19 protein-coding genes and 1 pseudogene are annotated in these 23,455 nt (G+C 56.7%); 16 read left to right on the forward strand and 4 right to left on the reverse strand.

Going from position 1 to position 23,455, the window contains the following annotated elements; genetic code table 11:
* Positions 1–14: 14 nt before the first annotated feature.
* On the forward strand, positions 15–1,367 hold the full coding sequence (locus KHO23_RS00325; RefSeq protein ID WP_211608615.1) for a sigma-54-dependent transcriptional regulator: 1,353 nt from the start codon (positions 15–17) through the stop codon (positions 1,365–1,367).
* Between the two features lie 77 nt (positions 1,368–1,444).
* Here the strand turns inward: KHO23_RS00325 and KHO23_RS00330 are convergent, their stop codons facing one another.
* Positions 1,445–1,975, reverse strand: coding sequence for a TlpA disulfide reductase family protein (locus tag KHO23_RS00330; protein WP_211608616.1), 531 nt, complete (start codon positions 1,973–1,975; stop codon positions 1,445–1,447).
* Positions 1,976–2,159: 184 nt separating this feature from the next.
* On the opposite strand from KHO23_RS00330, the gene KHO23_RS00335 reads away from it, so the two are divergent.
* Entirely contained in the window at positions 2,160–2,837 is a 678-nt protein-coding gene (locus tag KHO23_RS00335; RefSeq protein ID WP_236066682.1) for a hypothetical protein, read from the forward strand.
* A gap of 1,010 nt (positions 2,838–3,847) precedes the next feature.
* On the opposite strand, the gene KHO23_RS00340 is transcribed toward KHO23_RS00335, so the two are convergent.
* The gene (locus KHO23_RS00340; RefSeq protein WP_211608617.1) at positions 3,848–4,027 is read right to left on the reverse strand and encodes a hypothetical protein; all 180 of its coding nucleotides are present in this window, start codon (positions 4,025–4,027) and stop codon (positions 3,848–3,850) included.
* A 346-nt stretch (positions 4,028–4,373) separates the two neighbouring features.
* Between KHO23_RS00340 and KHO23_RS00345 the strand changes: the two genes are divergently transcribed.
* Entirely contained in the window at positions 4,374–7,415 is a 3,042-nt protein-coding gene (locus KHO23_RS00345) for an autotransporter family protein (RefSeq protein WP_211608618.1), read from the forward strand.
* Positions 7,416–7,558: 143 nt separating this feature from the next.
* On the opposite strand, the pseudogene KHO23_RS00350 reads toward KHO23_RS00345, so the two are convergent.
* Positions 7,559–8,425: pseudogene (locus tag KHO23_RS00350) on the reverse strand (YifB family Mg chelatase-like AAA ATPase); the annotation flags it as partial.
* Positions 8,426–8,531: 106 nt separating this feature from the next.
* Here KHO23_RS00350 and KHO23_RS00355 point away from each other — a divergent pair.
* The 5 genes from KHO23_RS00355 to KHO23_RS00375 all read left to right on the forward strand — a co-directional run bounded on the left by KHO23_RS00355 (position 8,532) and on the right by KHO23_RS00375 (position 14,930).
* Positions 8,532–10,364: a recombinase family protein gene (locus tag KHO23_RS00355; RefSeq protein ID WP_211608619.1), complete on the forward strand. Its 1,833-nt coding sequence runs from the start codon at positions 8,532–8,534 to the stop codon at positions 10,362–10,364.
* A gap of 45 nt (positions 10,365–10,409) precedes the next feature.
* A complete protein-coding gene (locus tag KHO23_RS00360) occupies positions 10,410–11,351 on the forward strand; it encodes a DUF4365 domain-containing protein (RefSeq protein ID WP_211608620.1) in 942 nt (313 codons plus the stop codon).
* 130 nt (positions 11,352–11,481) lie between these two features.
* Positions 11,482–12,807, forward strand: a complete 1,326-nt coding sequence (locus KHO23_RS00365; protein ID WP_211608621.1) for a hypothetical protein — start codon at positions 11,482–11,484, stop codon at positions 12,805–12,807.
* Positions 12,808–13,075: 268 nt separating this feature from the next.
* Positions 13,076–13,702 carry a hypothetical protein gene (locus tag KHO23_RS00370; RefSeq protein WP_211608622.1) on the forward strand — a complete coding sequence of 209 codons (627 nt, stop codon included), beginning with the start codon at positions 13,076–13,078 and terminating at the stop codon, positions 13,700–13,702.
* 823 nt (positions 13,703–14,525) lie between these two features.
* Entirely contained in the window at positions 14,526–14,930 is a 405-nt protein-coding gene (locus KHO23_RS00375) for a DUF4145 domain-containing protein (protein ID WP_211608623.1), read from the forward strand.
* A 47-nt stretch (positions 14,931–14,977) separates the two neighbouring features.
* Here KHO23_RS00375 and KHO23_RS00380 read toward each other — a convergent pair whose 3' ends face one another.
* The gene (locus tag KHO23_RS00380) at positions 14,978–15,193 is read right to left on the reverse strand and encodes a hypothetical protein (protein ID WP_211608624.1); all 216 of its coding nucleotides are present in this window, start codon (positions 15,191–15,193) and stop codon (positions 14,978–14,980) included.
* A 163-nt stretch (positions 15,194–15,356) separates the two neighbouring features.
* On the opposite strand from KHO23_RS00380, the gene KHO23_RS00385 reads away from it, so the two are divergent.
* The 8 genes from KHO23_RS00385 (at position 15,357) to KHO23_RS00420 (ending at position 23,446) form a co-directional block, all read left to right on the forward strand.
* A complete protein-coding gene (locus KHO23_RS00385) occupies positions 15,357–16,199 on the forward strand; it encodes a hypothetical protein (protein ID WP_211608625.1) in 843 nt (280 codons plus the stop codon).
* A gap of 190 nt (positions 16,200–16,389) precedes the next feature.
* On the forward strand, positions 16,390–17,076 hold the full coding sequence (locus KHO23_RS00390; protein ID WP_211608626.1) for an H-NS histone family protein: 687 nt from the start codon (positions 16,390–16,392) through the stop codon (positions 17,074–17,076).
* A 91-nt stretch (positions 17,077–17,167) separates the two neighbouring features.
* Positions 17,168–17,620: a ribonuclease E inhibitor RraB gene (locus KHO23_RS00395; RefSeq protein ID WP_211608627.1), complete on the forward strand. Its 453-nt coding sequence runs from the start codon at positions 17,168–17,170 to the stop codon at positions 17,618–17,620.
* Positions 17,621–17,768: 148 nt separating this feature from the next.
* Complete coding sequence (locus KHO23_RS00400; protein ID WP_211608628.1) at positions 17,769–18,326, forward strand: ribonuclease E inhibitor RraB; 558 nt, start codon at positions 17,769–17,771, stop codon at positions 18,324–18,326.
* Between the two features lie 173 nt (positions 18,327–18,499).
* On the forward strand, positions 18,500–21,589 hold the full coding sequence (locus KHO23_RS00405) for a plasmid replication protein, CyRepA1 family (RefSeq protein ID WP_211608629.1): 3,090 nt from the start codon (positions 18,500–18,502) through the stop codon (positions 21,587–21,589).
* Positions 21,590–21,673: 84 nt separating this feature from the next.
* A complete protein-coding gene (locus KHO23_RS00410) occupies positions 21,674–22,012 on the forward strand; it encodes a hypothetical protein (protein WP_211608630.1) in 339 nt (112 codons plus the stop codon).
* A 126-nt stretch (positions 22,013–22,138) separates the two neighbouring features.
* The gene (locus KHO23_RS00415) at positions 22,139–22,471 is read left to right on the forward strand and encodes a hypothetical protein (RefSeq protein ID WP_211608631.1); all 333 of its coding nucleotides are present in this window, start codon (positions 22,139–22,141) and stop codon (positions 22,469–22,471) included.
* A 381-nt stretch (positions 22,472–22,852) separates the two neighbouring features.
* Complete coding sequence (locus tag KHO23_RS00420; RefSeq protein WP_211608632.1) at positions 22,853–23,446, forward strand: tyrosine-type recombinase/integrase; 594 nt, start codon at positions 22,853–22,855, stop codon at positions 23,444–23,446.
* Positions 23,447–23,455: the final 9 nt, after the last annotated feature.

The raw sequence follows: 23,455 nt of genomic DNA on the forward strand, positions 1-23,455 counted from the left end.
CAAACGAGAACGACATGCTGAACCACGGCTTGCAAGTGCTGTACATCGAAGACGACGAACTGGTGCGGCGCGCCAGCGTGCAGAGTTTGCAACTGGCGGGCTTCGACGTCATCGGCCATGCCTCGGCGGAATCCGCTGCGAAGATAATCAGCGCGGATTATTCGGGGGTGATCGTCAGCGATATTCGTTTGCCCGGGGCGAGCGGTCTCGAACTGCTCGCGCAGTGCCATGAGCGCGCGCCCGACGTGCCGGTGATTCTGGTCACCGGCCATGGCGATATTTCGATGGCCGTGCAGGCCATGCGTGACGGCGCGTATGACTTCATCGAAAAACCGTTCGCGTCCGAACGCCTGATCGAAGCCGTGCGACGTGCGCTGGAGCGCCGCAAGCTGGTGCTCGAGAACCACGCGCTGCGCCGTGAACTGGCCGGGCAGAACTCGGTGGCCCCGCGCATCATCGGCCGTAGTCCGGCGATCGAGCAGGTGCGGCGGCTGATCGCGAATATTGCGCCGACCGACGCGTCGGTGCTGATCAATGGCGACACCGGCGCGGGCAAGGAGTTGATCGCGCGAAGTCTGCATGAACTGTCGCCGCGGCGTGACAAGCCGTTTATCGCGGTGAATTGCGGCGCGCTGCCGGAGCCGATGTTCGAGTCGGAAATGTTCGGCTATGAACCGGGTGCATTCACCGGCGCGGCAAAGCGCCGGATCGGCAAGCTCGAACATGCTTCGGGCGGCACGCTGTTTCTCGACGAAATCGAGAGCATGCCGCTTGCGTTGCAGGTCAAGTTGCTGCGTGTTTTGCAGGACGGCGTGCTGGAACGGCTCGGCTCGAATCAACCGATTCGCGTGAATTGCCGCGTGGTGGCGGCCGCGAAGGGCGACATGGCCGAGCATGTCGCGGACGGCTCGTTCCGGCGCGATTTGCTGTACCGGCTGAACGTGGTGACGATCGCGCTGCCGCCGTTGGGCGAGCGTCGCGAAGACATCGTGCCGCTCTTCGAACACTTCCTGCTGGATGCGGCGGTGCGTTATCAGCGCCCCGCGCCGATTCTCACCGATCGGCAACGTGCCGGCCTGATGCAGCGCGAGTGGCCGGGGAATGTGCGCGAATTGCGCAATGCCGCCGACCGCTTCGTGCTCGGCGTGGCCGACGATCCGGTCATGTCTTTCACCGACGAGGACGCCGCGACCCAGCCGTTGAAGGAGCGGGTCGAGCAATTCGAGCGAGCGGTGATCGCCGAGGCGTTGGAGCAGGCAGGAGGCGTGGTCGCGGTTGCGGCGGACAAGCTGCAACTGGGCAAGGCGACGCTCTACGAGAAGATCAAGCGATATGGCCTCGCGGCCAAAGGGGAAGGGGAGCGGTGAGAATTTGAAACGCCGGCGGCGAGGTGCGACGCCGGCGTGTTTGAATCAGGACTTTTTACTCACGCATTGCGCGGTAATCAGGCCGCGTTCAGCGCTTTTTCCAGCAACTGGTCGAGTTCCGCGAATTGCGGCTCGCCAACGTAGCGCTTCAGAATCTTGCCGTCCTTGTCGACCAGGAAGGTGGTCGGCGTGAGCTGGACGTTGCCGAACTGCTTGGCGGCGGTGCCGTCGTCCATTGCAACCTTGAACGGCAACTGGCGCGTTTGCGTGTAGTTGGCCACGTACATCGGCGCGTCGTAGTTCATCGCGACGGCGACGAATTCGAGCCCTTTGCCCTTGAAGCGGTTATAGGTCTGGACCATCTGCGGCATTTCTTTCATGCAGGTGTCGCAACTGGTCGCCCAGAAGTTGACCAGGTAGACCTTGCCTTTCAGGTCGGCGGTCGAGACTTTCTGGCCCGACAGCAACGTGAAGGTCGCATCGGGCACGCGCTGCTGACCGGCGAACGCGAAATAGCCGGCAATCGCAATCGCGACGGCCACGACGGCGATGATGATGTAGCGAATCGGATTCGTGCGCCGTGCGGCGGTGGACGGGGTGGAACTCATGAACGGAACCTCGAGAGTCGCGCAGAATGCGCGGGACAGTGCGTTGGTTTGGACCGCTTTAGGACGATTAAATCCGGTGCTGCCAAGCTTCGCTATTGTAGCCCCATTCCGGCCGTGCGGCAGCGGACGGCCCGGGAGGGGATAATAGGACTTTACGTTCCGGTTACCCCGTTCTTCTGTCCCCATGCTCCGAACCGCTTTTCGCTTCCTCGCCCGGATCTCGACAATCCCGTTTGGCCCTTCCGTTAGCCGTTCCTCAAGTGTCTCCCCGGCCGATGTCGCCGATGGCCGCCCGGCCGACGCCGCTTCCCGCTTGCCGCAGGCGCGCCCGTTGCTCGGCACGGTAGCCTGCGTGCTGGCCTTGAGCGGCGCGTTGGCGGCGTGTTCGCCGACCTTCGACTGGCGCACCATCATGAACAACGACAACGGTTACGCCGTCGATCTGCCGGCCAAACCGGGCAACGATCAACGTACGGTCATGATCGACGGAAAGCAGATGCAAATGGCCATGCAGACAGCCGAGGCCGGCGACGCCGTGTTCGCGGTTGGCACCGTCATGCTGCCGAGCGACGACGAAGCGACGCAGCGCGCCGCCCTCGAATTCCTGCGCACGGGCCTTGCCCGTAACGTCGGCGCCGCGCCGGACGCGCATGCGGTGCAAATTCCGCTCGCTGCTGGCGGTAAGGTGTTGGGCCTGGAAATGAAGCTGACCGGCGAAGCCGGCTCGCAACATGAGACGCGCACCGTCTATGCGCGGCTGGTCGCGCGTGGCCGGCATGTGTATCAGGCGGCGATCATTGCTTCCGGGCCTCTGCAGCAGGAACAGGTCGACCAGTTTTTTTCGTCGTTCCAACTGTATTGAAAGCGGCGTTTTCGGTCGATTCAGCGCGCGACAAGATCCAAGTGCACAGTGAAAGTTCCTTCGCAGGATCGCGCGCTAATTCCCGGTTTACGTTGAAGTTTTTCGATTACTCACAGACCCTGTGGATAACTCTGTTGAGAACTTCGCATTTTCTGCCGCTGATGCCCATCCCGTGGGCCTTCTGTCAGCGCGAGTCCGCTCCGCGCGGTCGAAATAACCCAATTAAATCAATGCCATTTGGATGCGCGCTTGCGTGTGCCTTTCAGATGTTTCCAGATTTATCTGGAACGCGCACTTGTGCATAAGTCAAGTCTTGACAGGCGTTTTTTGCTGGGGACGCGGCGCACATCAGACTCGAAGTGTCGCTAGATTTCGTGGGCGCTCCATGATGACGCAGCGCCCGCGATGACTTGTTATGGGAGCTTCCCGCACACGTCCGCGAGGAAGGCGGATCAGAACACCAAAGTTCGTTTCCGTGGGGCTGAGCAAATCTTTTGGCTGCAGGCGGGCGTGCTCGGGGTGATATATCCCAGACGGAATTCAAAGCGAACTCACTAAATTCAAAATGCATCAACTTGTTACGCCAACGGACTGAGCTACCGTGCCGGATTCTATTCGCGTCCTTGCTGTTTCCTCCCTTGCCTAGTAAATTTGCGCGAAAGCTGCGCCTACTTTATGCGTTTTAAGGCAACGAAGTTTGCTCGCCTTTTTGAGTTTGGGAGCTATTTTCCAAACGGCTACACAACCTTTGGATCTGATTGCAGAGATAGACAGGATACGCAAGCGATCCAGTCAGGGCAGGAGCGATTTTCTTAGGTGGCGCTACTCGCCGAGCCAAGCGGCCGTTCACCGCTTTGGTACGTTATGTGCCGCCCTTTGGCAAATTCACTGAATACAACCAAACCATTTTTCTTGATTTAGCGGTGCGCGCTGCGCAACTAACCAATACAAAAGGTCGCTAATATGCGCCAGTCTTACCGCACCGCAAAACCACTCAATGCGCGCTTGCGTTATCCACTGATCTGCGCTGCCATCCGGATGCTGACTTTCAGCTCGCCCTGGCTGGCAATGTGGCTGCCGGTCGAAAAAATCTGTGCAGCAACGACAATCAATAGTTCAACTGGCACAGTCTTTCTGCAAAAACTCGATCCTACGTCCAGCATTTTTGTAGCACCGGCCACGACCGTCATCAATAACACCGGCACCAACGTTGGCATTTCCGGCGATAACTCGCAGAACTGGCAATTAACCAATTACGGTTCAGTCAGCGCAATTGGCGGAGGAGTTCAGCTTGGTGCGACTACCGTCAATGGTGCCCAACTGGATAACTACGGCAGCATCAATGGCACCAACTTTGTCGGAGCCTACGGTGTTCAGTTCACTAATGGGGGCGCCATTCGCAATCATGCTCGCGCCAGCATAAGTAGCGCACAGTTTTGGGGGATTCTCGCCGGGGCGGCCGGATCTACAACGATTGTGAATGACGGCGATATTTCCGGATATTCGGGCGCAATCAGATTGGGCTCAGGAGCGTTCGTGACACAGAGCAGCACCGGTCGGATCATCGGAGGCAATGGCAGCCCAGGGCTGCTGATCGATAACGGTGCCTATACGGTTAACACTGCGGGCTCGATTACGGCAACTGGGGCTCCTGCAATGGTCGTGCGCGGCACTAGTAACGGAACGATCATCAATAGCGGCAGCATATCGGGTACTTTGGGTGTGCAGATGCAAAGCAGTGCAGGAGGTTCGCTTACCAACTCGGGCACTATTACAGGAGTAAACGGCACCGCTATCAGTATGACCGGCAACAACTACCAGCTAATTCTGCAAACGGGTAGCGTGCTGAATGGTTCAGTCACCAGCACGGGCACCAACAATACGCTGGCGTTGCAGGGCAATGGCGCAGCCAACAATACTTTTAGCGGGCTGTCCACGATCTCAGCGCTGGATACTGGCACCTGGACCTTGGGAGGCACCGTTGGCACCACTGCTGCCAGTGCCTCGGCGCTCATTGTGCAAAACGGCGCACTGATTGTCACTGGCCAGCTTACCAACGGCGGCGCAGGCGCGGGGAGCAGTGTTTCAAATGGCGGCACATTGCAGATCGGCAATGGTGGCACCACGGGTAGTGTGAGCGGCAACGTGTCGGTCAGCAATGGCGGCCAGTTGCGCTTTAACCGCTCAGATACGGTGGTTTACAGCAATGTCGTCAGCGGAAACGGCGGGCTCACCCAGGCGGGTACCGGCACGCTCATTTTGAATAACAGCAACACCTATACCGGCGGCACCACAATCAGTAGCGGCACACTGCAAATTGCCGGCGGAGGGAGCATTGTCGGCGACGTCACCAACAATGGCGCACTAGTGGTAAGCCGGGTCAATGGCATAAGCTTTTCCGGGGCGATTAGCGGTACCGGTTCGTTCACGCAAACGGCCAACGGCAGAATCCTGCTGACTGGCGACAATACCTATACCGGTGGCACTTTCAATAACGTCGGCACGCTGCAAGTTGGCATAGGTGGCACCAGCGGCAGCATTGTTGGCGACGTGGTAAATAACGGCGACTTGATATTCAGCCGTTCAGACACGTCATCTTTTGATGGTGCTGTCACCGGTTCTGGCGCGATGGGCAAACTGGCTGCAGGCACGCTCATCCTGACTGGCGACAGCAACTACACCGGCGGCACGACAATCAGCGCTGGCACGCTGCAGCTGGGCAACGGCGGGACGAGTGGAAGTGTCGCCGGTGACGTGGTCAATAACGGCGCGCTGGTATTCGATCGTTCGGATAGCCTGGTTTATGGCGGAGCGATCAGCGGCACCGGCTCGCTGACGCAGGCCGGCGCGGGCAAAGTCGTCCTGAACGGCGTGCAAACGTACAGCGGCACCACGAACGTCGCGGCCGGTACGCTTGCGATCGGAGACGCGTCCCATCCCGGCGCGGGGCTCGCCGGCGGCGGACAGGTCACCGTCGACGCGACCGGGTCATTCGGCGGCTACGGCAAGGTGAGCGCGCCGGTGCTCAACATGGGACTGATTGGCGTCGGCAACGCGCTGCCGGCGCTCGCCAACGGCCCGGACGCCGTATTCACGATTGCCGGGAATCTCGACAACCACGGCACGATTACGATGGCCAACGGCGTTGCCGGAGACCGCCTGGTCGTGACGGGCGGCACCTACATTTCCAATGGCGGCCGGCTGCTGATCGACAGCGTGCTCAATGAAGGCGGTGCGAGTTCGCAGAGCGATATGCTGGTGGCGGACGCGACGAGTGTCGCTGCGGGGGGCGCAACGCATCTGAGCGTGCAGCGCGTGGGTGGCGTGGGCGCGTTTACGCCGACGGACGGCATCCAGGTCGTGCAGGTGTTGGATGCCAGCCGCTCTGCTAGCGGGGCGTTCACGCTCGATGGCCGGGTGGTCGGTGGTCCGTACGAGTACCGGCTGTTCCAGGGCGGGGTGAGCGATCCGAACAACGGTCAGTGGTATTTGCGCTCCGAGCAGACACCGACACCGACACCGACACCGACACCGACACCGACACCGACGCCAACGCCAACGCCAACGCCAACGCCAACGCCAACGCCAACGCCAACGCCAACGCCTGTTCCGCCGAAGCTCCTGCGGCCCGAGCTCGGCGCGTATCTTGGCAACCAGTATGCGGCGCAGACCATGTTCGTCCAGACCTTGCATGACCGCCTGGGCGATACGCCGTATCAGACGGACGGCGATGCAGCCGGACGCGCTTCAACGGGGGCCGGCTGGGCGCGCGTGGCCGGCTCAAGCTTGCGCGGTCACGGCGCCGACGGCCAACTCGGCGTGAATACACAAGGGGAGGTGCTGCAGGCCGGTGGCGACATTGCGCAATGGTCGGGGATACAAAGCATCGACCGCGTGCATGTCGGTCTGATGGCGGCCTACGGCAATATGCGCACCAGCGCGAGCGCGGAAGGTAATCCGTTCTCAGCGCATGGCACCGTCAGCGGATACGCGGTCGGCGGCTATGCGAGCTGGTTTGCCGACGAGAAAACCCGGCTCGGCGCTTACGTGGACAGCTGGGTCCAATACGGCAACTTCGACAATCAGGTGCAGGGCGATCTGTTGCCCGGAGAACGGTACAGCTCGCACAGCTGGACGGGTTCCCTGGAAGTCGGCTACGCGATGAAACCCTTCAACGGCGATTGGGTGATTGAACCGCAAGGCCAGATCCTCTACACGGACTACAGCGCGGGCACGCATACCGAGGTCAACGGTGCGCAAGTCGGGGACGAACGTTCCGGTGGCTTGACGAGCCGGCTCGGCGCGCGTTTTTACCGGGATTTTGGAACCAGCGCCGGAAACACGATCCAGGCATCGTTTGAGGCCAACTGGTGGTACAACAACCGGCGCAACACGATCGTCGTGGACGGCATATCCATCGCGCTGGACGGCGTGCCGAACAGCACGGGTGAGCTGAAAGCCGGTGTGCAATACAGGTTCGCGCATCACTGGCAGACGTGGGGCAATGTCGCGTGGGGCTTTGCGGGAAGCAGTTATCAGCGACTGACGGGCATGGCCGGCGTGAAATATTCGTGGTGAGAGGTGTTGCGTTGCAGTCGCGCCAGGTGCGTGGCCGCAGTGCGACCACGCACCTGGCCCCTCCCAAACCATAGATCCTGCGGGGCGTGGTTCCATGGCGATCGGGCGGAACGGCTGCGGCCGCCTTACACTGCCCGGTCGTGTCAAGTCGTGGTCATCACGCGCCGATATTGAATGGCTTCGCCGATCTGCGCCGCGCTCGGCATGGTGGAGCCGGCCAGATCGGCGATGGTTCGCGCCACCTTCAGGACTCTGTAGTAAGCACGGGCCGACCAGCCGAAGCGCTCACTGGCTTGGCGCAGCAAAGCTTCACCGGCTGAGTCGAGGCGGCAAACCTCGTCCACTTCCCGTCCGCCCAGTTCCCGATTGGTTTTGCCTTGCCGGGCCAGTTGCCGCTCGCGAGCGGCATTCACCCGCAGTGCGATCGTCGCGCTGGATTCACCTGTGGCGGTGGCACGTGCCGACAACTCCGCCGGCGTGAGCGCAGGAATCTCGATCTGGATGTCGATCCGGTCGAGAAGCGGTCCGGACAGCTTGCGCAGATAGCGCGCCGCGATCTCGGGCGTGCAGCGGCAGCGGCCGTTAGGGTCGCCGCGCCAGCCGCATGGGCACGGGTTCATTGCGGCGATCAACTGGCAGGCGGCCGGAAAATCCGCTTGCAAGGCAGCGCGCGAGATTGTGATGCGACCGGCTTCGAGGGGCTCGCGCAGGGTTTCCAGTACATGGCGGTCAAATTCCGGTAGCTCGTCCAGAAACAAGACACCCAGATGCGCCAGGGTGATCTCGCCGGGTTGCGGTGGATTGCGCCCGCCGACCAGCGCCGCCGCGCTCGACGAATGATGCGGCGCGCGAAACGGCCGTTGCCGCCATTGTGAGGGCGTAAATCCGGTCCGGCTGGCGGACAGCAAAGCTGCCGAGCTGAGCGCTTCGTCGTCGGTCATGGGCGGAAGCAGGCCTGGCAGGCGAGCGGCGAGCATCGATTTGCCCGCACCAGGTGGCCCGACCAGCAAGGACGTAGGGCCAAATAAACCCAATGGGCTAATTAGACCCTATCAGGCGGCTATAGCATATGACCTTGTGATAGATTAGACCTCCCCCGTTTCTGCCAGCCGTGCCGTGCCTGCTACCCCGACGCCAAAGGCGTATTCATACATCCGCTTTTCGACGCCAGAACAACAATCCGGCGACTCATTCCGGCGGCAAACTGAACTCTCGCAGAAGTACGCCGAGGCTCATGGGCTGACCCTTGATGAAAACCTGACGTACCGTGATCTCGGGGTATCGGCTTTCGACAAGTCGAACATCAGAACCGGCGAACTCGGTGCGTTTCTCCGGGCGATCGATTCAGGTGCTGTCGAACCGGGATCGTATTTGCTTGTCGAGTCGCTCGACCGGCTTTCGCGAGCGAAGGTCACCGATGCGCTTGAGATTTTCATGTCGATCATCAATCGCGGAATCCGTCTTGTAACGCTGGCGGACGGCAGGGAGTACAGCAAGGAAAAGATAAACGAGCAATTCACGGAATTGATCATCTCGATTGTTGTGATGTCCCGCGCGCATGAAGAATCGCTAACCAAAAGTCGGCGATTAAAGGAGGCCTGGAAGGCGAAGCGTGGCAGGATCGGTGACACGAAGCTGACCGAAATGGCCCCGGCGTGGCTGAAACTGAATGAGGATAGGACGGCCTACTCGCTCATACCGGATCGCGTGGAGCTTGTTCAGCGCATGTTCGAGTGGTCGAGAGACGGCATCGGCTCGGAAACCATCGCGCGGCGACTGAACCAGCAAGAGATTCCCACGCTCGGGACGCGTTCAGCAAACCAGTGGCACGCGTCGTACATCAAAAAGATCCTCGATAACCGGGCAGTCCTTGGCGAATTTCAGCCTCATACGCTCGTCAATGGCAAGCGTGTTCCCGAGGGCGATCCGGCTCTAGACTACTTTCCGCGAATCGTCTCGGACGAAGATTACGTTCTTGCGAAGACAGCGCGTCAGTCGCGCCGGACGAATAGTGCCGGACGGAAGGGCCAAACGCTCTCGAATCTGTTCTCGGGAGTTCTTCGCTGCGGTTACTGCAATGGATCGATGGTGTATGTGAACAAGGGGCATAGCGGGCCGCGTGCAAAGTTGCTGGTCTGTGCGCGAGCGAAAGCGGGAAAGGGTTGCCACTACGTGGCGTGGGAATACCCGCAGTTCGAACGTAGTGTTCTGACGTACTGCAAGGGGTTCGATTTCGATTCGTTTCTCCAGACTCGCGATACGGTCAAGTCTGAACTTGCTGCGCTGAGTGCGCGGATAGCGGTACTCGAATCATCGAATGCTGACAATCAACTGAAACAAGCGAACATTCTCGAAGCCATTGAATCGGGCGGATCAAAGTTCCCGCAGTTGCTGGCGCATATGGACAAACTGGAACAGGAGCGGACGACGATCAATGCCGAACTGGAAGAGACACGACAGAAATATGATGTCCGCGCGAATGCGACAGTTGACGTGACGGCTGTTCGAGCATCGATTGACGACTTGCTACAACGGATCAGCGAACTGGAAGGCGACGAGCTGTACGATGTGCGAGCGCGGTTGAGCCAGCATATCAAGCGGCTCATCGTTCGAATCGCGATGTATCCCGGCGGCTATATCGACAAGCCGCTTTTTGTCGAGAGGCTGCGAGCACATCTGATCAGCATGGGAGCCAACACGAAGGCAGCGGACCAACACATCGCAAGCAGACTAAAACTGGCGCCGAACGTCAACGAGCGATGTTTCACGATGATTTCTCGTAGCGATGCTGTTCGGATGATTCGACCGGATCTCGACAATCCCGAGGTGTTGCACCGTGAGGTTCCCGAAGGCGAGCAAGGCACGGCGGTTCACGCAGCAAGCATCGGCGCACTGCTTGATAACCTGATGGAGTTTAAGGTCAGGATGTCGCAACCCGCTCAGGACTAACACGAAGCACCGTGACACTGCAAGTTCACATCAGGTAAGTTCTCGATGAAAGCACAGATCGACAGACTAGGAGTGGCAGCGCTCGATTACTTTTTTTCTACGAATGGCTGGCTGTTTAGAGAGCAGATAACACACGACTATGGCATTGACGCGCACGTCGAGATTGTCGAGAAGGACGGTCCGACCGGGAAGATAGTCGCCCTTCAGATAAAGTCGGGCAAGAGTTTCTTTGATGAAGAGACAGAGGACGGCTACGTTTTCAGAACGGATGATAAGCATGTCACGTACTGGACGGAGCACTCGATGCCCGTTGTGATCGTTCTCTACGATCCTGAGTCGAAGCAGATGTATTGGCAAATCATCTCAGAAACCACAGCGGAAAGTACGGGGAAAAACTGGAAAATTCTCGTTCCAAAGTCGCACGTCTTCTCCGAAGTTGAGCGAACATTCCGTGCGTTCGGAGCGTTGACTCAACCCGAACCGTATGTCAGAAAGTTAAATGGGCTGCGTATCGACCGTCGATGGATTGAGAGAGTTGATGAGGGATACGAAGTGCGCGTAAGTTTTGACGATTGGGTTAACAAGTCGTTACCGCGGTTCCAGCTTACAATTTCCTGTGAAGAAGAATCCGAAACATGGCCAATGGTTTACGGAACGGGCATGGGTATCGAAGCCGTCTTAGCTCACCTCTTACCGTGGGCCGAATGTTTCCTTGATCGTGAGCTGCATCGGCAGGAAGCTGTAAACGAATGGATGAACCAGTGCTATCTGTGTCGTGACCCGGATGGCGACGCTCTCTACACGCAACCATTCGACCATTGGTATCAATCACCCGACGAAGAGATCGTGCCGATATCGTCGGATGGCGAGGTTGAGAGGTATTGTCTGCTCTTAAATCTCAACGAGTTGGGAAGTGCGTTCCTCGTGCTGGACGACTACCTAAGCGAGTCGTCCGATTTCGACCAGAGGGCGTTCACGCTCGATTAGACGGGCGCACGGGTAGTGAGATATCAATCCGCTATCGTCGGCACATTTCCGCGTCCCGTTCTGGGTGCTTTCGGTAAGTCGGATTCAAGGCAAACTTTTGCGCCGAAACGGTAGAATCGCTGAAGCAGCGATGCGGTTGATTATTACTGACAGACCGTTGATTTCCACGTTAGCTTCCTTGTCGATGCTTACAAAACTACAATATTCAGTTCTATGCATTGGCTTCTTTGCCATAGATTCGATGTGCTTCGCATACGGCACGCCGGTGAACCAGAATGTCGGGCAGTCAGCGGCAAACAACTTAATCGTTAGGGCACCGATATCCGGCGTCCTGTCTTTTCGCACCGATCGAGCCTTCGCCGATTCCGCGATTCCTCCCGTGCTCGGAGCGCCGTTGGCGGCACAGTCTAGAAGCCTCGCTGACGAATACCTTTATTTCTACAATCAGGAGGAAGATTCAGTGAACCAAGTGCCCGTTGCCATGCTCGTTGGTGCCATGTTGGCAATCTCAACCTTCTACGCGAACGCAGCGAATGTGCAGGCAACGACTGATGCAGATGACCACAGCGCCATAACATTAGCTGCGGACGCCAGTCAGAAAATCTGTGGCGACGTCAGATTCGACGGAGACGATGTGCGGGGCGAACTGAAGCTGCAAGCTAAAGCTGCCTTGCCCGGCCTATTGAAGCGCTGGGGCTTGGGAAGCGCTGACGCATCGGGTTCGCTGAACACTAGTGGTTCCGCCTACCGAGGGCCGTCACGTGCAGATCTACCTGCGGTTATAAAGTCCACCCAGGACTGCCGTTCTGAAATGGCGCGCTACATACTCAACCTTATGTACTCTTCGCGCGGGAAGTCCGGACCCTCACAGCGCGCTGTGTCGAACGCAACCGCAATCGCGAAAACGGGAGATGTCCTACAACAGCAGAGTCAGAACGTCTTTGTGAACAATGCACAGGTGAAGATCCCATCGTTCACCATTACACAACAACCTATGAGCATGTCGCCGACTTTTCACGTCGTACCCGACAGTCCCGGACAAGTTGACGGCGGCCCACAGCCGTTGACAAACGACCCTATCCCGCTCAATGTTAGCGCCGCCGCGATCAACTCGTCGCCCAGTCAGAGTCGTATCGCAGATAGCGGGTCGCACTCCATCGAACTCATTCTTGGCCATCGGCGTAAGCTTTGGAATGGCGCATCGATCACCTTCATCGGTCGAGCGCTTGTGAACGGTCACTGGCAAGTCGCATTAGAGAGTAAAGAGTTGTGGGACTATGACAATCGAGTGAGTCTTCCGACCGGCGTGGGTCACGAGTACTCTAGCTTGATTCCAGAGGATGGCGAAGCAATGTATGTAGAAGCGCCGGACGGAGAATACAACTTAACGGCAGGTGACGCTCGTCAGCCACCGGACGGCTCCCCGTTGCGTGTGACAATACGTTTTACCAAGTGAAGCCGGCCTAGCAGGCCGCTTCACTGCAACACAAAGTGTTGCGTGGAGTGATGGGGTAGTGACTATTCTTGCGTTCGATCAGATGTCCAATCGAGATTCCGACATCTGACTACGATTTTGATCGGCCATCGCCCTCGTTGCGCAACGCCGAATTGCAGGTAAGTGCAGATCAACATGGAAGCCCTGCGAACGAGGTCGCAGATGCTCAGGGTGCCTGTGTAACATTCAGTGCCGGTGATCTCCGCCTAAGTGCGAACAAGGAAAATCTGTGTACGAGCTGCCGGACAGGATGCGTCAAAGGCTTGCGGAAACGGTCATTAGTCCATCGTCAGCGTTGGGACTTAACCCTGGTGCTGATGAGCAAAAGGCCATCCGTATGCAACTCCGCGAGATTTCGCTGAAGGAACTGACGCGATTCACCAACGACCCCGATGAATTTGGACTATGGTTAGACGAACAAACGGCCCGGGTCAGAAAAGCCTTTTTTCATCGGAATAAATTCATTGTTGACGCAACTAATAGCGAAACTGGGCACTATGGCTGGGGATACGCGCGAAAATTCGTTAACCTATTTTTGGCCGATGCTGCGCGTAATCGCGCACTAATAGATGCGTACAAGCTCGATCAGATGGAGCATCTTTTCGAAGTCCCCCTTGATCAGCACGTTACCGATTGTTTAAAAGCCGCCGCAAAGTGCGGATGTGTGCAACCCGTCGAGTTGCCGAAGTGGGAGCGGATCTATAAGCTCCGGCCTGAAGACAGCGCTGAGTTTCAGCGATTTGCGCTCAAACTAAGCGAAGGAATCGACTGGCGTCGGCACAATCTTGATCTCATCTTCTGGCGACGAGAGAAGGCTCAACGGAAAATCTGCGCCTTTTGCAGACCGTCTATCTGACGGCTGTCTGCGATCATAGTCGGTATCGACGCAAACACACGTCCTCTAGTATTCAGTGTTTCTTTGTAGGGTGTTGTCACCGGCACGTCCTCGGCCGCAAATTTCTGCGCCCATCCCTTGTAGGCTAGATAGCATTTCCTTGCAATTTCACTACAAGGGAAATTTTCATGGTCACGAAACCTGTGCGTGACGAGATGGGTCGCATCATCGGCTTCGAAGAAAAGACCAGCAATGGAAGCACGGTCGCATACGATTCGCGGCGTAAGAGGCTTGGGTTCTACAGTTCGCCATCGAAGAACACTCACGAGTCGGATGGTCGGCGAGTAGGTGCCGGTGATCAGACGGGCCGGTTGCTCGGACGATCTGAACGAAAGAAAGGATGCGTCGCTGAATGTTTGTCTTGGGCTGTACTATGGATGTGCAGATACCGTTCGAACATCGGCGATTCGCCCCCGTTCGGCCAAAAGCGGTCCGTCACAAACGGTATATGAGCAGGCCGTTCACGAGGACCAATTCCTTCGATTAGCGCTCGAGAGCTGTGTCACAATCGCTTGTTTAAACGGCGCTCCGAGGGCGAGGCATGGGAACAACAAAAGCGCACTGCAATACATGCGGGGGCAATCGAAATCATGAAGTCGTACACTCCGAAACGACGTCATGGAGCGATGACGACCACAACGTCTCGGGTAGCGACACATACGAGACACTTAAGTGTCTGGGTTGCGAAAATATTAAACTTCGGCATACCTCATGGTTCTCCGAAGAGCCCGAGTCCGCGGTCAATTATTTTCCTCCCGCTATTTTTCGTCCGCGTCCGAAATGGATGGAACAGTTGTGGATTGAATTGCCCGCCGAAGACGGGTTCGTTGACGAGTTGCTCAAGGAAATTTACGTTGCCATCCACAACAATCTTCGGAGTCTAGCGGCTATGGGCGTCCGATCCCTTGTCGAAAAAGTGATGATCTCGAAGGCTGGCGACAAAGGCAGTTTTCTTAAGAATATCGCGGAGTTCGAGAGGCTCGGGTATGTTTCCCGGATTCAGCGCGAGCGGATAGAGGCAATCCTTGAAGCAGGCCACGCCGCGATTCATCGAGACTTTAGACCCACGACGAAAGACGTAATTACGCTTGTCGATATCGCCGAGCATATCGTTGAGACGGTCTACCTCCACGAGTCGAAGGTAAATGAGCTTAGGAAGCGGGTTCCTCCTCGGATCGGGAAACCCTAGTGCACTGACGCGTGGTTACTTGAGCCCATCACCCCACTCACAGTCGGTTAGTCTTGCTCCGCGAACGCCGCATCTCTTTCTGCAACGGCCTTCTGCAATTGCCTCCACGCGAATGCTGTGTGCCATTCGTGCCATGCTTCTTCGAGTTCCCAGAATTTCTTCGTAATCGGGTGTTCCGGATCGGCTGGTGGCACGAATCCATATCGCGTCATCCATCGTTCGTGGTAAGCCTCGTCAGCTCGTTGCTGCTGATGTTCGTTCATACTGTCTCCACTTCGCGACCGGGGTTTGTTGTTCGCGCGTTCAAGTATTTATCGCCATAGGTACGCAGTGGACGGAGGCGTTTCGAAGAGGAAGTGATGTGTGCGTCTGATCTGACGTTCGCTTATCATTTCCGGTCTGCACCCGCGACCGGAAGCGTGAACCATGCATTTAAGCGAGATTGACCCGCTCGATTGGATTGACCAGATCGATCTGGACGATAAAGAGCCTGATTCGGATTCGACGTCGAAGAAAGCAATTCATCAGTTCATGATGTATGAATGGACGATCTGCTTTCGCAAGAACGCAGATTTCAAGGCGTATTGCGACGCCAAGCGAAGCGGCGACGCCGAAATGTGTTCGGTGCTTGAGGCGAAGCATGTGCGAATCGCGGAACTATACGAAGACTGGGGCGACATTCATGTGTCGCCCGAGGACGATCCAGAAAGCTTGAGGCTGCTTTATAGTCTTGCCACAAATCCTCTATTTGCTCTTCCTGAAGCGGAAAAAAGCGGTGTAGCGCTCTGGTCACGCCTCCAGAAATCGGACCATGCTGCGTTGGTTAAAATTCCAAAGGGGCTCAGGAAGGAGCAGCTTCTGGAGGTGTTGGCTGACTTCGTGGAAGAAAACCCCGATATCCTTGGCGATGGACCAAAGTACGAAATCGGTCAGATCAAGGGGAAGTCGCGGGAAGATGTCTTGAAGCTGGTCCGACGAGCTTCGCTGGCCTATAAGTTTCTAACCGACATGAGGCCGGAAGGTGTTTCTACGAAGGCTATGGCTGAGAAATTCATCCAGCAGGTCGTTGACGATCCGGAAGCACGGTCCATGCTCGGTCTAAACTGGCGCATCCATGGCGAGCTGAATCAACAGCTATTCGAACAGGGCAAACGTTCTGCCGATGAGATAAAGAATTACACGCGAACGTTGACCAACCTGAATGACTTCTACGCGGCCTGCATCGAAGGCACGATTCGCGGAACGTTTCCGTCCAACATGAAAACGTAGAAGGTCGCAGCAGGATCGCAGCCGAAGCCCGGATTATCCGCATGTCTCCGGGCTTTTTCGATTCAAGCGATTTTCTACATCGAAATCGGATGCTTGTCAAGGAATCGTATGGCTACAAGCGATTCCCCAAAAGCAGATGGACGTTCCTTCATCATTCATCTCGTTCACTAACCGATACAAGGAGAACGAGATGAACCGGAACGAAATCGTGGCAACGCCCACCGCAATCGAAGCAGCTTCGCAGTTCGTAAGCATTGGCTACCAGCAAATTGACGCGGAACTTGCGCGCTACGAAGCCGAAACCGCCGCGCTCAAACAACGCATGGACGCACTCGCGGAGCGTCGTGAAGGTATGCGTCAGCAAGCGTGCAATCAAGCTCTTCCCGAGATCGTCGAACGCATGACTACGCACGGGATTACGTTGGAACAGGTGCGCGCGGCTTTCGCAGCAGCCAAACCGGCCGTTACTGTCATCCACAAATATTGGAATCCGGAAACCAAAGAGACGCACTCCGGCAGGGGGACCCTGCCCGGATGGCTGATCGGTAAGACGGGTAAGGGTCGCATGGGTGATCCTCGTTATCTGAATCCGGATTGGATCGCGAAGGAAGACGCAAAGGACGCGGCAATGAAGGAAGCGAAGGCAGCAAAGGCAGCAGCGAAGAGCAAGTCCAGATCGTCGGGCGGTTCCGGCGCCGTTGAGGCGCCGGCTTCGAACGTCGCGGACGCTGCTTCGAACGATGCGCCCATGGACGGACACGCACCTTCGATTTCGAGCAGTGGCGCGGAGATGACCGCTGAGAACGTGGCCGCACTCGATGTAACTCGCGGCGGTTCGGACGCTGCTACCAACGCTATCGCCTCGAACCTCAGCTAAACCACGACTAGAAGACGTAAACAGACGGCGTACATCAAGCACTTTAATTAGTACACCGATTTATATAAACAAAAAAATCAAAGGTGATTGCATGAATAAGACCATTGAACCGATTCTCCGTAACTGTGTTGAGCCTGAACTTGTTCGCGATCCGGATTGCTGGATGTGGCTCAACGAACTGCAGAGCAAGCTTTCGAGTGAAGACGCTGAGGGCGTATCAGGGGTGATTGCAGAGATGCGTGAGCGCCGTGCGAAGCCGAAGGAACAGCGTCTGATCTCGCATTCTGGATCCATTTGGTCTAAGGAGGTTGATGAATCGTTCGAGGAATGGCTCACCGAAAACGGTTGCGGCGAGATCTTCACCGCGCAGTACCCGGATGGCGGTTGGCTCGTATGTTTCTTGGAAAACGCACCCGATTCTTTCCATGAGTTGGTGGAGTCGTGCCAGGCGATCCACGGAAAATTTACGGAATTCGGCGGAGAGTATGACGGGTGGAATTTCCTGGGGCGCTTCATGGTTTCTCACCGCGTAACGCAGAAATAATCCTCTAGCGGGCGGCAAGTGCTGGTCGTTGCAGCATCGATCCTGTAGAGCCGCTACTTCGCATCGAGATAGTGAATAGACGATTGGTTGTGGAACTCATAAGTTCCATATCTTAAGCATGACTATATAGCTTTAAGGAGAAGTGAAGATGAAAAATGAAGATTTCGAAGTTAAGTGGTTTGGTCAGATCGATAGCGAGAGCGCAAAGACCGTCGTATTGCCGGAAGAGCACGCATATCTGAAAAATTCTCACGATGCGGTCGAACTTGCAACGGTCGTGTCGATGCTTAACCACGCGAAGGAAGCGGGAGATATTCCGGATCGATTGCGCAAGATTCGCCATGTCACGTATTTCAAGTCGAAAAAGGCGGCGGACCTTTTCACAAAGAAGCTCGTTTCCAACGGCTACATCGACGTGAATGTGATGAAGTTCATTGGGGTTCCCTTGTGGCGCATCGATTTCTTCCGCATTGGAAACACGACCCTTCCTCACATGGCGCATTGGCGTTGCATCATCAAAAAAATGGTCGAAAAGGCTGGAGGTGATTACGACGGCTGCGAATTTCAGTCCATGTCTGCTGACGTGCCTGACGAATCGCTTCAGTCCGAGCACGATGGCCCTGTTTGGAGCCTTGTGACGGTGGCTCCGCGCGATCAGTCGGCGAATGACGGCGACTCTAACGTAATGCAATCGCTTGCGGCATAACCAATAAATAGACGTGTCGCAAGCCAGCAGGGCGGTCGTCACCGCTTCGCGCCGTTACCAATGAAATGGACGGCCACCTGCTGACCTTCGCGACGGTCGAACTGGTAACTCGACCATAACCAGCGAAGCGGAATCGTCACGCCACGATTCCGTCAAACATGACAAGGAATACAATGGCACAAAAGGTCAAGATTGCCGTGAACCGGCACATCATCAATAAAATCGAAGACAAAAATTCTCCGCTTTGGAACATCGCCGCAACTGGTTTCGAAAACGTCGAACTGACGCCCGAAGAACTGGCCGAGCACGTGAATCAGGGGCATGCCTTTTGCGCGCAGCATAACGGACGACGAAGCGAAAAAAATTTTGTCGGTACGAATCTTCTGGCAGTGGATATCGACAACGGCTGGCGTTTGGAAGAGATTCTGGGCGACCCTTTCGTTATGGCGAACGCTTGCATCGTCTATACGACGCCGAGCCACATCGAAGAACATCATCGGGCACGCATTGGCTTTCGGTTGTCTCGCATCATCACGGACGTAGCCGAAATGCGGACGGCTTACACGGGCATCATCCGTAAGCTCGGCGGCGACGGCGCGTGCAAGGACGCCTGCCACCTGTTCTTTGGGTCGAAGGACTCGAACCCCAACGTATTCGACAAGGTTATGAGCGACGAGGCACTGGAAGAAATTCTGATCCTCGGGCGTGAAGAGAAGTTGGCGGACTCAAAGCGCAATGCCGATGGTATTGCTGTGAGCCGTAGCCCGGCTACGCGGCGCTCAGACGTTTCGCTCGCGGTCGACCAGCAGGTGAAGCTCAAGAGCGGTCGGGAAATGCCGGTCGCTGATCTGCCGCACTACACGCCGGTCCATTGTCCGGTGCATGTTGATAACCGAGCGAGTGCGTTTGTCGTGCGCAGCCAATACGACGTCGCTGGCGTTCACTGCCGGAAATGCAATGCGACGTTCTGGCCGCCGGGCATGAAGCGACATTCCACGCAGATCGACTTCTATCAGGTCGAGGGCATCGTCGCCGAGAAAGAATATTGGGAAAATCCGGCCAATCTGGACGGCGATGCGCCCGACGACGCTCCGAACGACAGCATGGTATTCGTGCGCGGGCCGAAGGGATCTGGCGAGACCCCGTGCGAGGAAATCTCGACCGTTGTGGCGTACGACGCGCCGGATGGCTTCGCTGCAATCGCAGAGGCTGATCGTAGTCACTTCACGTTCGGCACGAAGTATCTGGATCACCTCGATACGCAGCCGCGAGATGGCGTGACGTTCCTGCGCAGCCCGAAAGGGTCCGGCAAGACGGAGTGGATCGCAAAGGTCGTGCAGCGCTGCAAGGACGAGGGCAAATCTGTCGTGCTCTTCGGCCATCGACGGACACTGATCAGTAGCATGGCCGAACGTCTCGGACTGACGTGCTACTACTACAGGGAAGGCGGAAAGCTGCGCAACGAGCAGCCCGACACCCACTACGCAGTCTGCCTAGACAGTGTTGGCAAGTTGCTGAACCCACGGCATCGCCAGTACGACATGGTGATCATCGACGAGTCCGAGCAGGTGTTCTCGCACCTGACCGGCGATACCATGCGAGGCAAACGTCGGGAATGTGCGCTCAAGCTGTTCCATTACCTGCGCTCGGCGAAGTCGGTCATCATGTCAGACGCAGACCTCGGCCAAATTACGGTCGATGCAGCCTTCCAGTCGGTCGGCGCGGACACGCCGTATCGCTTCTACCTGAATACGTACAAGGAGAGCCGTTGCCCGGTCTACTTCTACGAGGACGACGGCCAACTGACTGAGGAAATGGTCCAGACCGTGAAGGCTGGCGGAAGACACTTCGTCACGACCAACTCGAAGCACAAGGCCGAAGTACTAGACGAACTGCTGCGCCGTGAATGTGGCGACTCACGGCGAGTCCTGCTGGTCACGTCGGATACGGTTAGCGATCCGGACGTGATGCAGTTCATCAACGGCGTGAAGTCGGAGTTCCTGAATTATGACGTGGTGATCGCATCGCCTACTATGGGAACGGGCATCGACATTACGTTCCGGGACAACGCACAGTTGATTGATAACGTGTTCGGGTTCTTCGAGGCTCGGGTCAACACCCATTTCGATATCGACCAGCAGATTGCGCGTGTACGGCACCCGAAGTCGATCCGGGTCTGGGTGTCGCCACAGCAGTTCGGCTTCGAGACGGACCCGAACGTGATCCGGCAGGAAGCAGAGGACAACGGCACTTTGAGCGATGCACTGCTGCGGATAGCGCATGATGGCACACCGGAAGTAGATGAAACCTACCTGAGTGTGTACGCAAACGTGGTGTCGGTTTCGCGGGCATCGAAGAACCTGTTGCGGAAAAATCTGGTCGAACTGCGTACCCGTAATGGCTGGCAGGTCGAAACAGTGAAGCCCACTCCCGGAAGTGGCGTCTTGGCGGGCAAGGAGAAGATGGACGCGGCAAAGATCGCTGTCGAGGCACGGCGCAATGCGGCGCTATGCGCTGCGTCTCAGATCGATCACGACCGATATCGTGTACTCAGCGAACGTAAATCTGTTGGGATGGTGATCGGCAAGGACGATGACCTGTCCATGCGCAGGTACGAAATCGAGACGTTCTATCGCACTGACATCACGCCTGAGCTGGTTGCGCTGGATGATCGTGGTGCGTACCGGGACAAAGTGAAGCTCATGCAGATCTATCTGACGCCGCTTGTTCATCTGGAGGCGAAGGCACGGGCCGAATCCGACGCTCAATACATGGTGACGGACCGGTCGCACGAGCCGACCAAGAAATTGCTGCTGCACGAATTGCTGTCGGCTGCGGGCATCGCGGACGAAGAGACGTCCATCAAGCCCGATGTACGTGTGTCGCAGGAAACGCTTGGCCGCTTCGCCGAGGTCTGCCAGCGCAACGCCAGCAAGATTCAGGAGCTGTTCAAAATATCTGTGCGGCGTGACGTGTCGAAGAAGGCCGCGCGGCAATTGAGCGACATCCTTGACCTGACCGGCCTCAGCTTCGGCGACACAATCCGGCAAAAACGCGATGGCGTGGTCATAAACATCTACCCACTGGCCGAGGCTTCGTGGGAGACGGTGAAAGAAATCATTGAGCGGCGCTTGTCGCGAGCTGAAAAATCTGTACCCACGCTCCAGTTCGAGACCGATACTCAGCGGGCAAAACGCAAGAAGAAGGAGCAAGAGGCGATGCTGCGCAAACGCAAGCGCGGCTACGTCGCGGTCGAAAATTGACGGCGCAGCCGGTGCAAACAGAATCCTGCGCGTGGTAAGTATCGTAGGTCGCGAGTTGGCACCTGCAATACCTTGGGAGAAGACATGGAAGTTAATATCGCAACGCGTGCGAGCTGGAAGGATCTGGAACAACTGCGAATGCACATTCTGAATGGCACTGAGACGACCGCCGTGAAGAATGTAAAAAAGCTCTTGATGAAGGGACTCGCGGATGCAATCGAGATAGCGGAGTGGCGACGCGGCGCAAAGGATGGTGGCGCATCGGGCAACAAGCTGATGGTGACGATCGATCTGTCGGTTCGGCCCAATGGACGCAAAACGACCGGTCGTGAGAATGCACGTAACGGCATCAGCCTGATCGCACAGCTTGATGAGGCGCTGACAGAAAAGAAAACGACGCGCAAAGAGCTTCTAAGCTGGTAGGACTGCGCGCAAGCGTAGTCCTGTTAGCAGCGACCTGAACCGTGGGTCGGTGCTAACACAATCAGATGAGTGGTAAGTATCGTAGGTCGTGAGTTAGCACCGGCACGATCTTTGAGGATGACAAAATTGGAAATCGATATCGTAAAAGCAGATGTGGGATATCTAAGATGTCTAAGAACTCATATTCTGAGCCGCAAAAGGTCGCGCCTAGTGATCGATGTCGAGCCGCTGCTTATGAAAGGACTCGCGGACGCAATCGCGGCAGAGCATCGGCGTAGCAACGTGATCGATGGCGACCTGTCTGATTGCGATCTTCTCGCAACGGTCAATTTCAAGATTCGACCTTGCCCGCAAGGTCCGACACCGAAGCCAGCAAAGAAACGCGAGCTGAGCAGCTTGCTGGCAGAACTTGATGACGCGCTGACGAGCAAGGCCAGCAAAGACCTAAGCGAAGACTAGGTTGACGCATGTGCGCTGACATGACGACAACAGCGTGAGGCAGGGCCGGTGCAAACACATTTTGTTGTGTGGTAAGTATCGTAGGTCGTGAGTTGACACCGCAACGGTTGACCAGACACCCATCGGACATGGCCGACATGGACAGATCAAAGGTCAGCCGCCTAGGTCGCCGTCAGGGACGGTCGGGCGGTCTAGCCCACTGGTTCATATCTGGCATGTCAACGACCGTCCCTGCCCGATCAGCAAAATGTTTACTAATTACAAATAGTAAACATTCCGTTGCAGCAAGCCATCCTGCCAGTGTACGAAGCCCAGAGGGCTGGATAGAATGTTTATAAATCGTTCGTATAACTAAATTAATAAACATTCCACGGGTAATCCATGCGCGAAGGTCAGGCGAAGGTGTTCACGGAATCGGAGTTCCGTCGAGTCGTCAACGCGATGAAGAAAGAGACGCACGCGAAGCGAAACGTCGCGCTTCTCTATTGCTCGTTCGGCCTCGGCCTTCGTGCGAAAGAAATGGCTTCGCTACGAATCCGCCATGTCCTCGGCTCAGATGGTGAACTGCTAGACGAAATCAACCTTGATGGTTCGATGACGAAGGGCAACAAGCAACGCCACGCGTACCTGACGAATCCGAAAGTTGTCGATTCGATTCGTGACTATCTGAACGAACGGAAGGCGATCGAAGGTATTCTGTTCAACTACGATGCATCGTTGTTCCGTTCGCAGAAGGGCGGCCAGTTTTCACCGAACACATTGCAACAGCTTTTCCATCGAATGTATGCGAAGGCTCGATTGCAGGGCGCATCGAGCCATTCGGGTCGTCGCACGTTTGCGACGACCTTGATTGAGAAAGGTGTGGACATCAAAGCTGTCTCAACGTTGATGGGCCATGCGTCCATCGGCATGACTGCACGTTATGTTGAGGACAACCCGGTACGACTGAAGCAGATCAGCGCCGACTTGTTCTGAGTGTGCTAA

The organism is Paraburkholderia haematera (genome assembly GCF_905220975.1).
GTDB lineage: Bacteria > Pseudomonadota > Gammaproteobacteria > Burkholderiales > Burkholderiaceae > Paraburkholderia > Paraburkholderia haematera.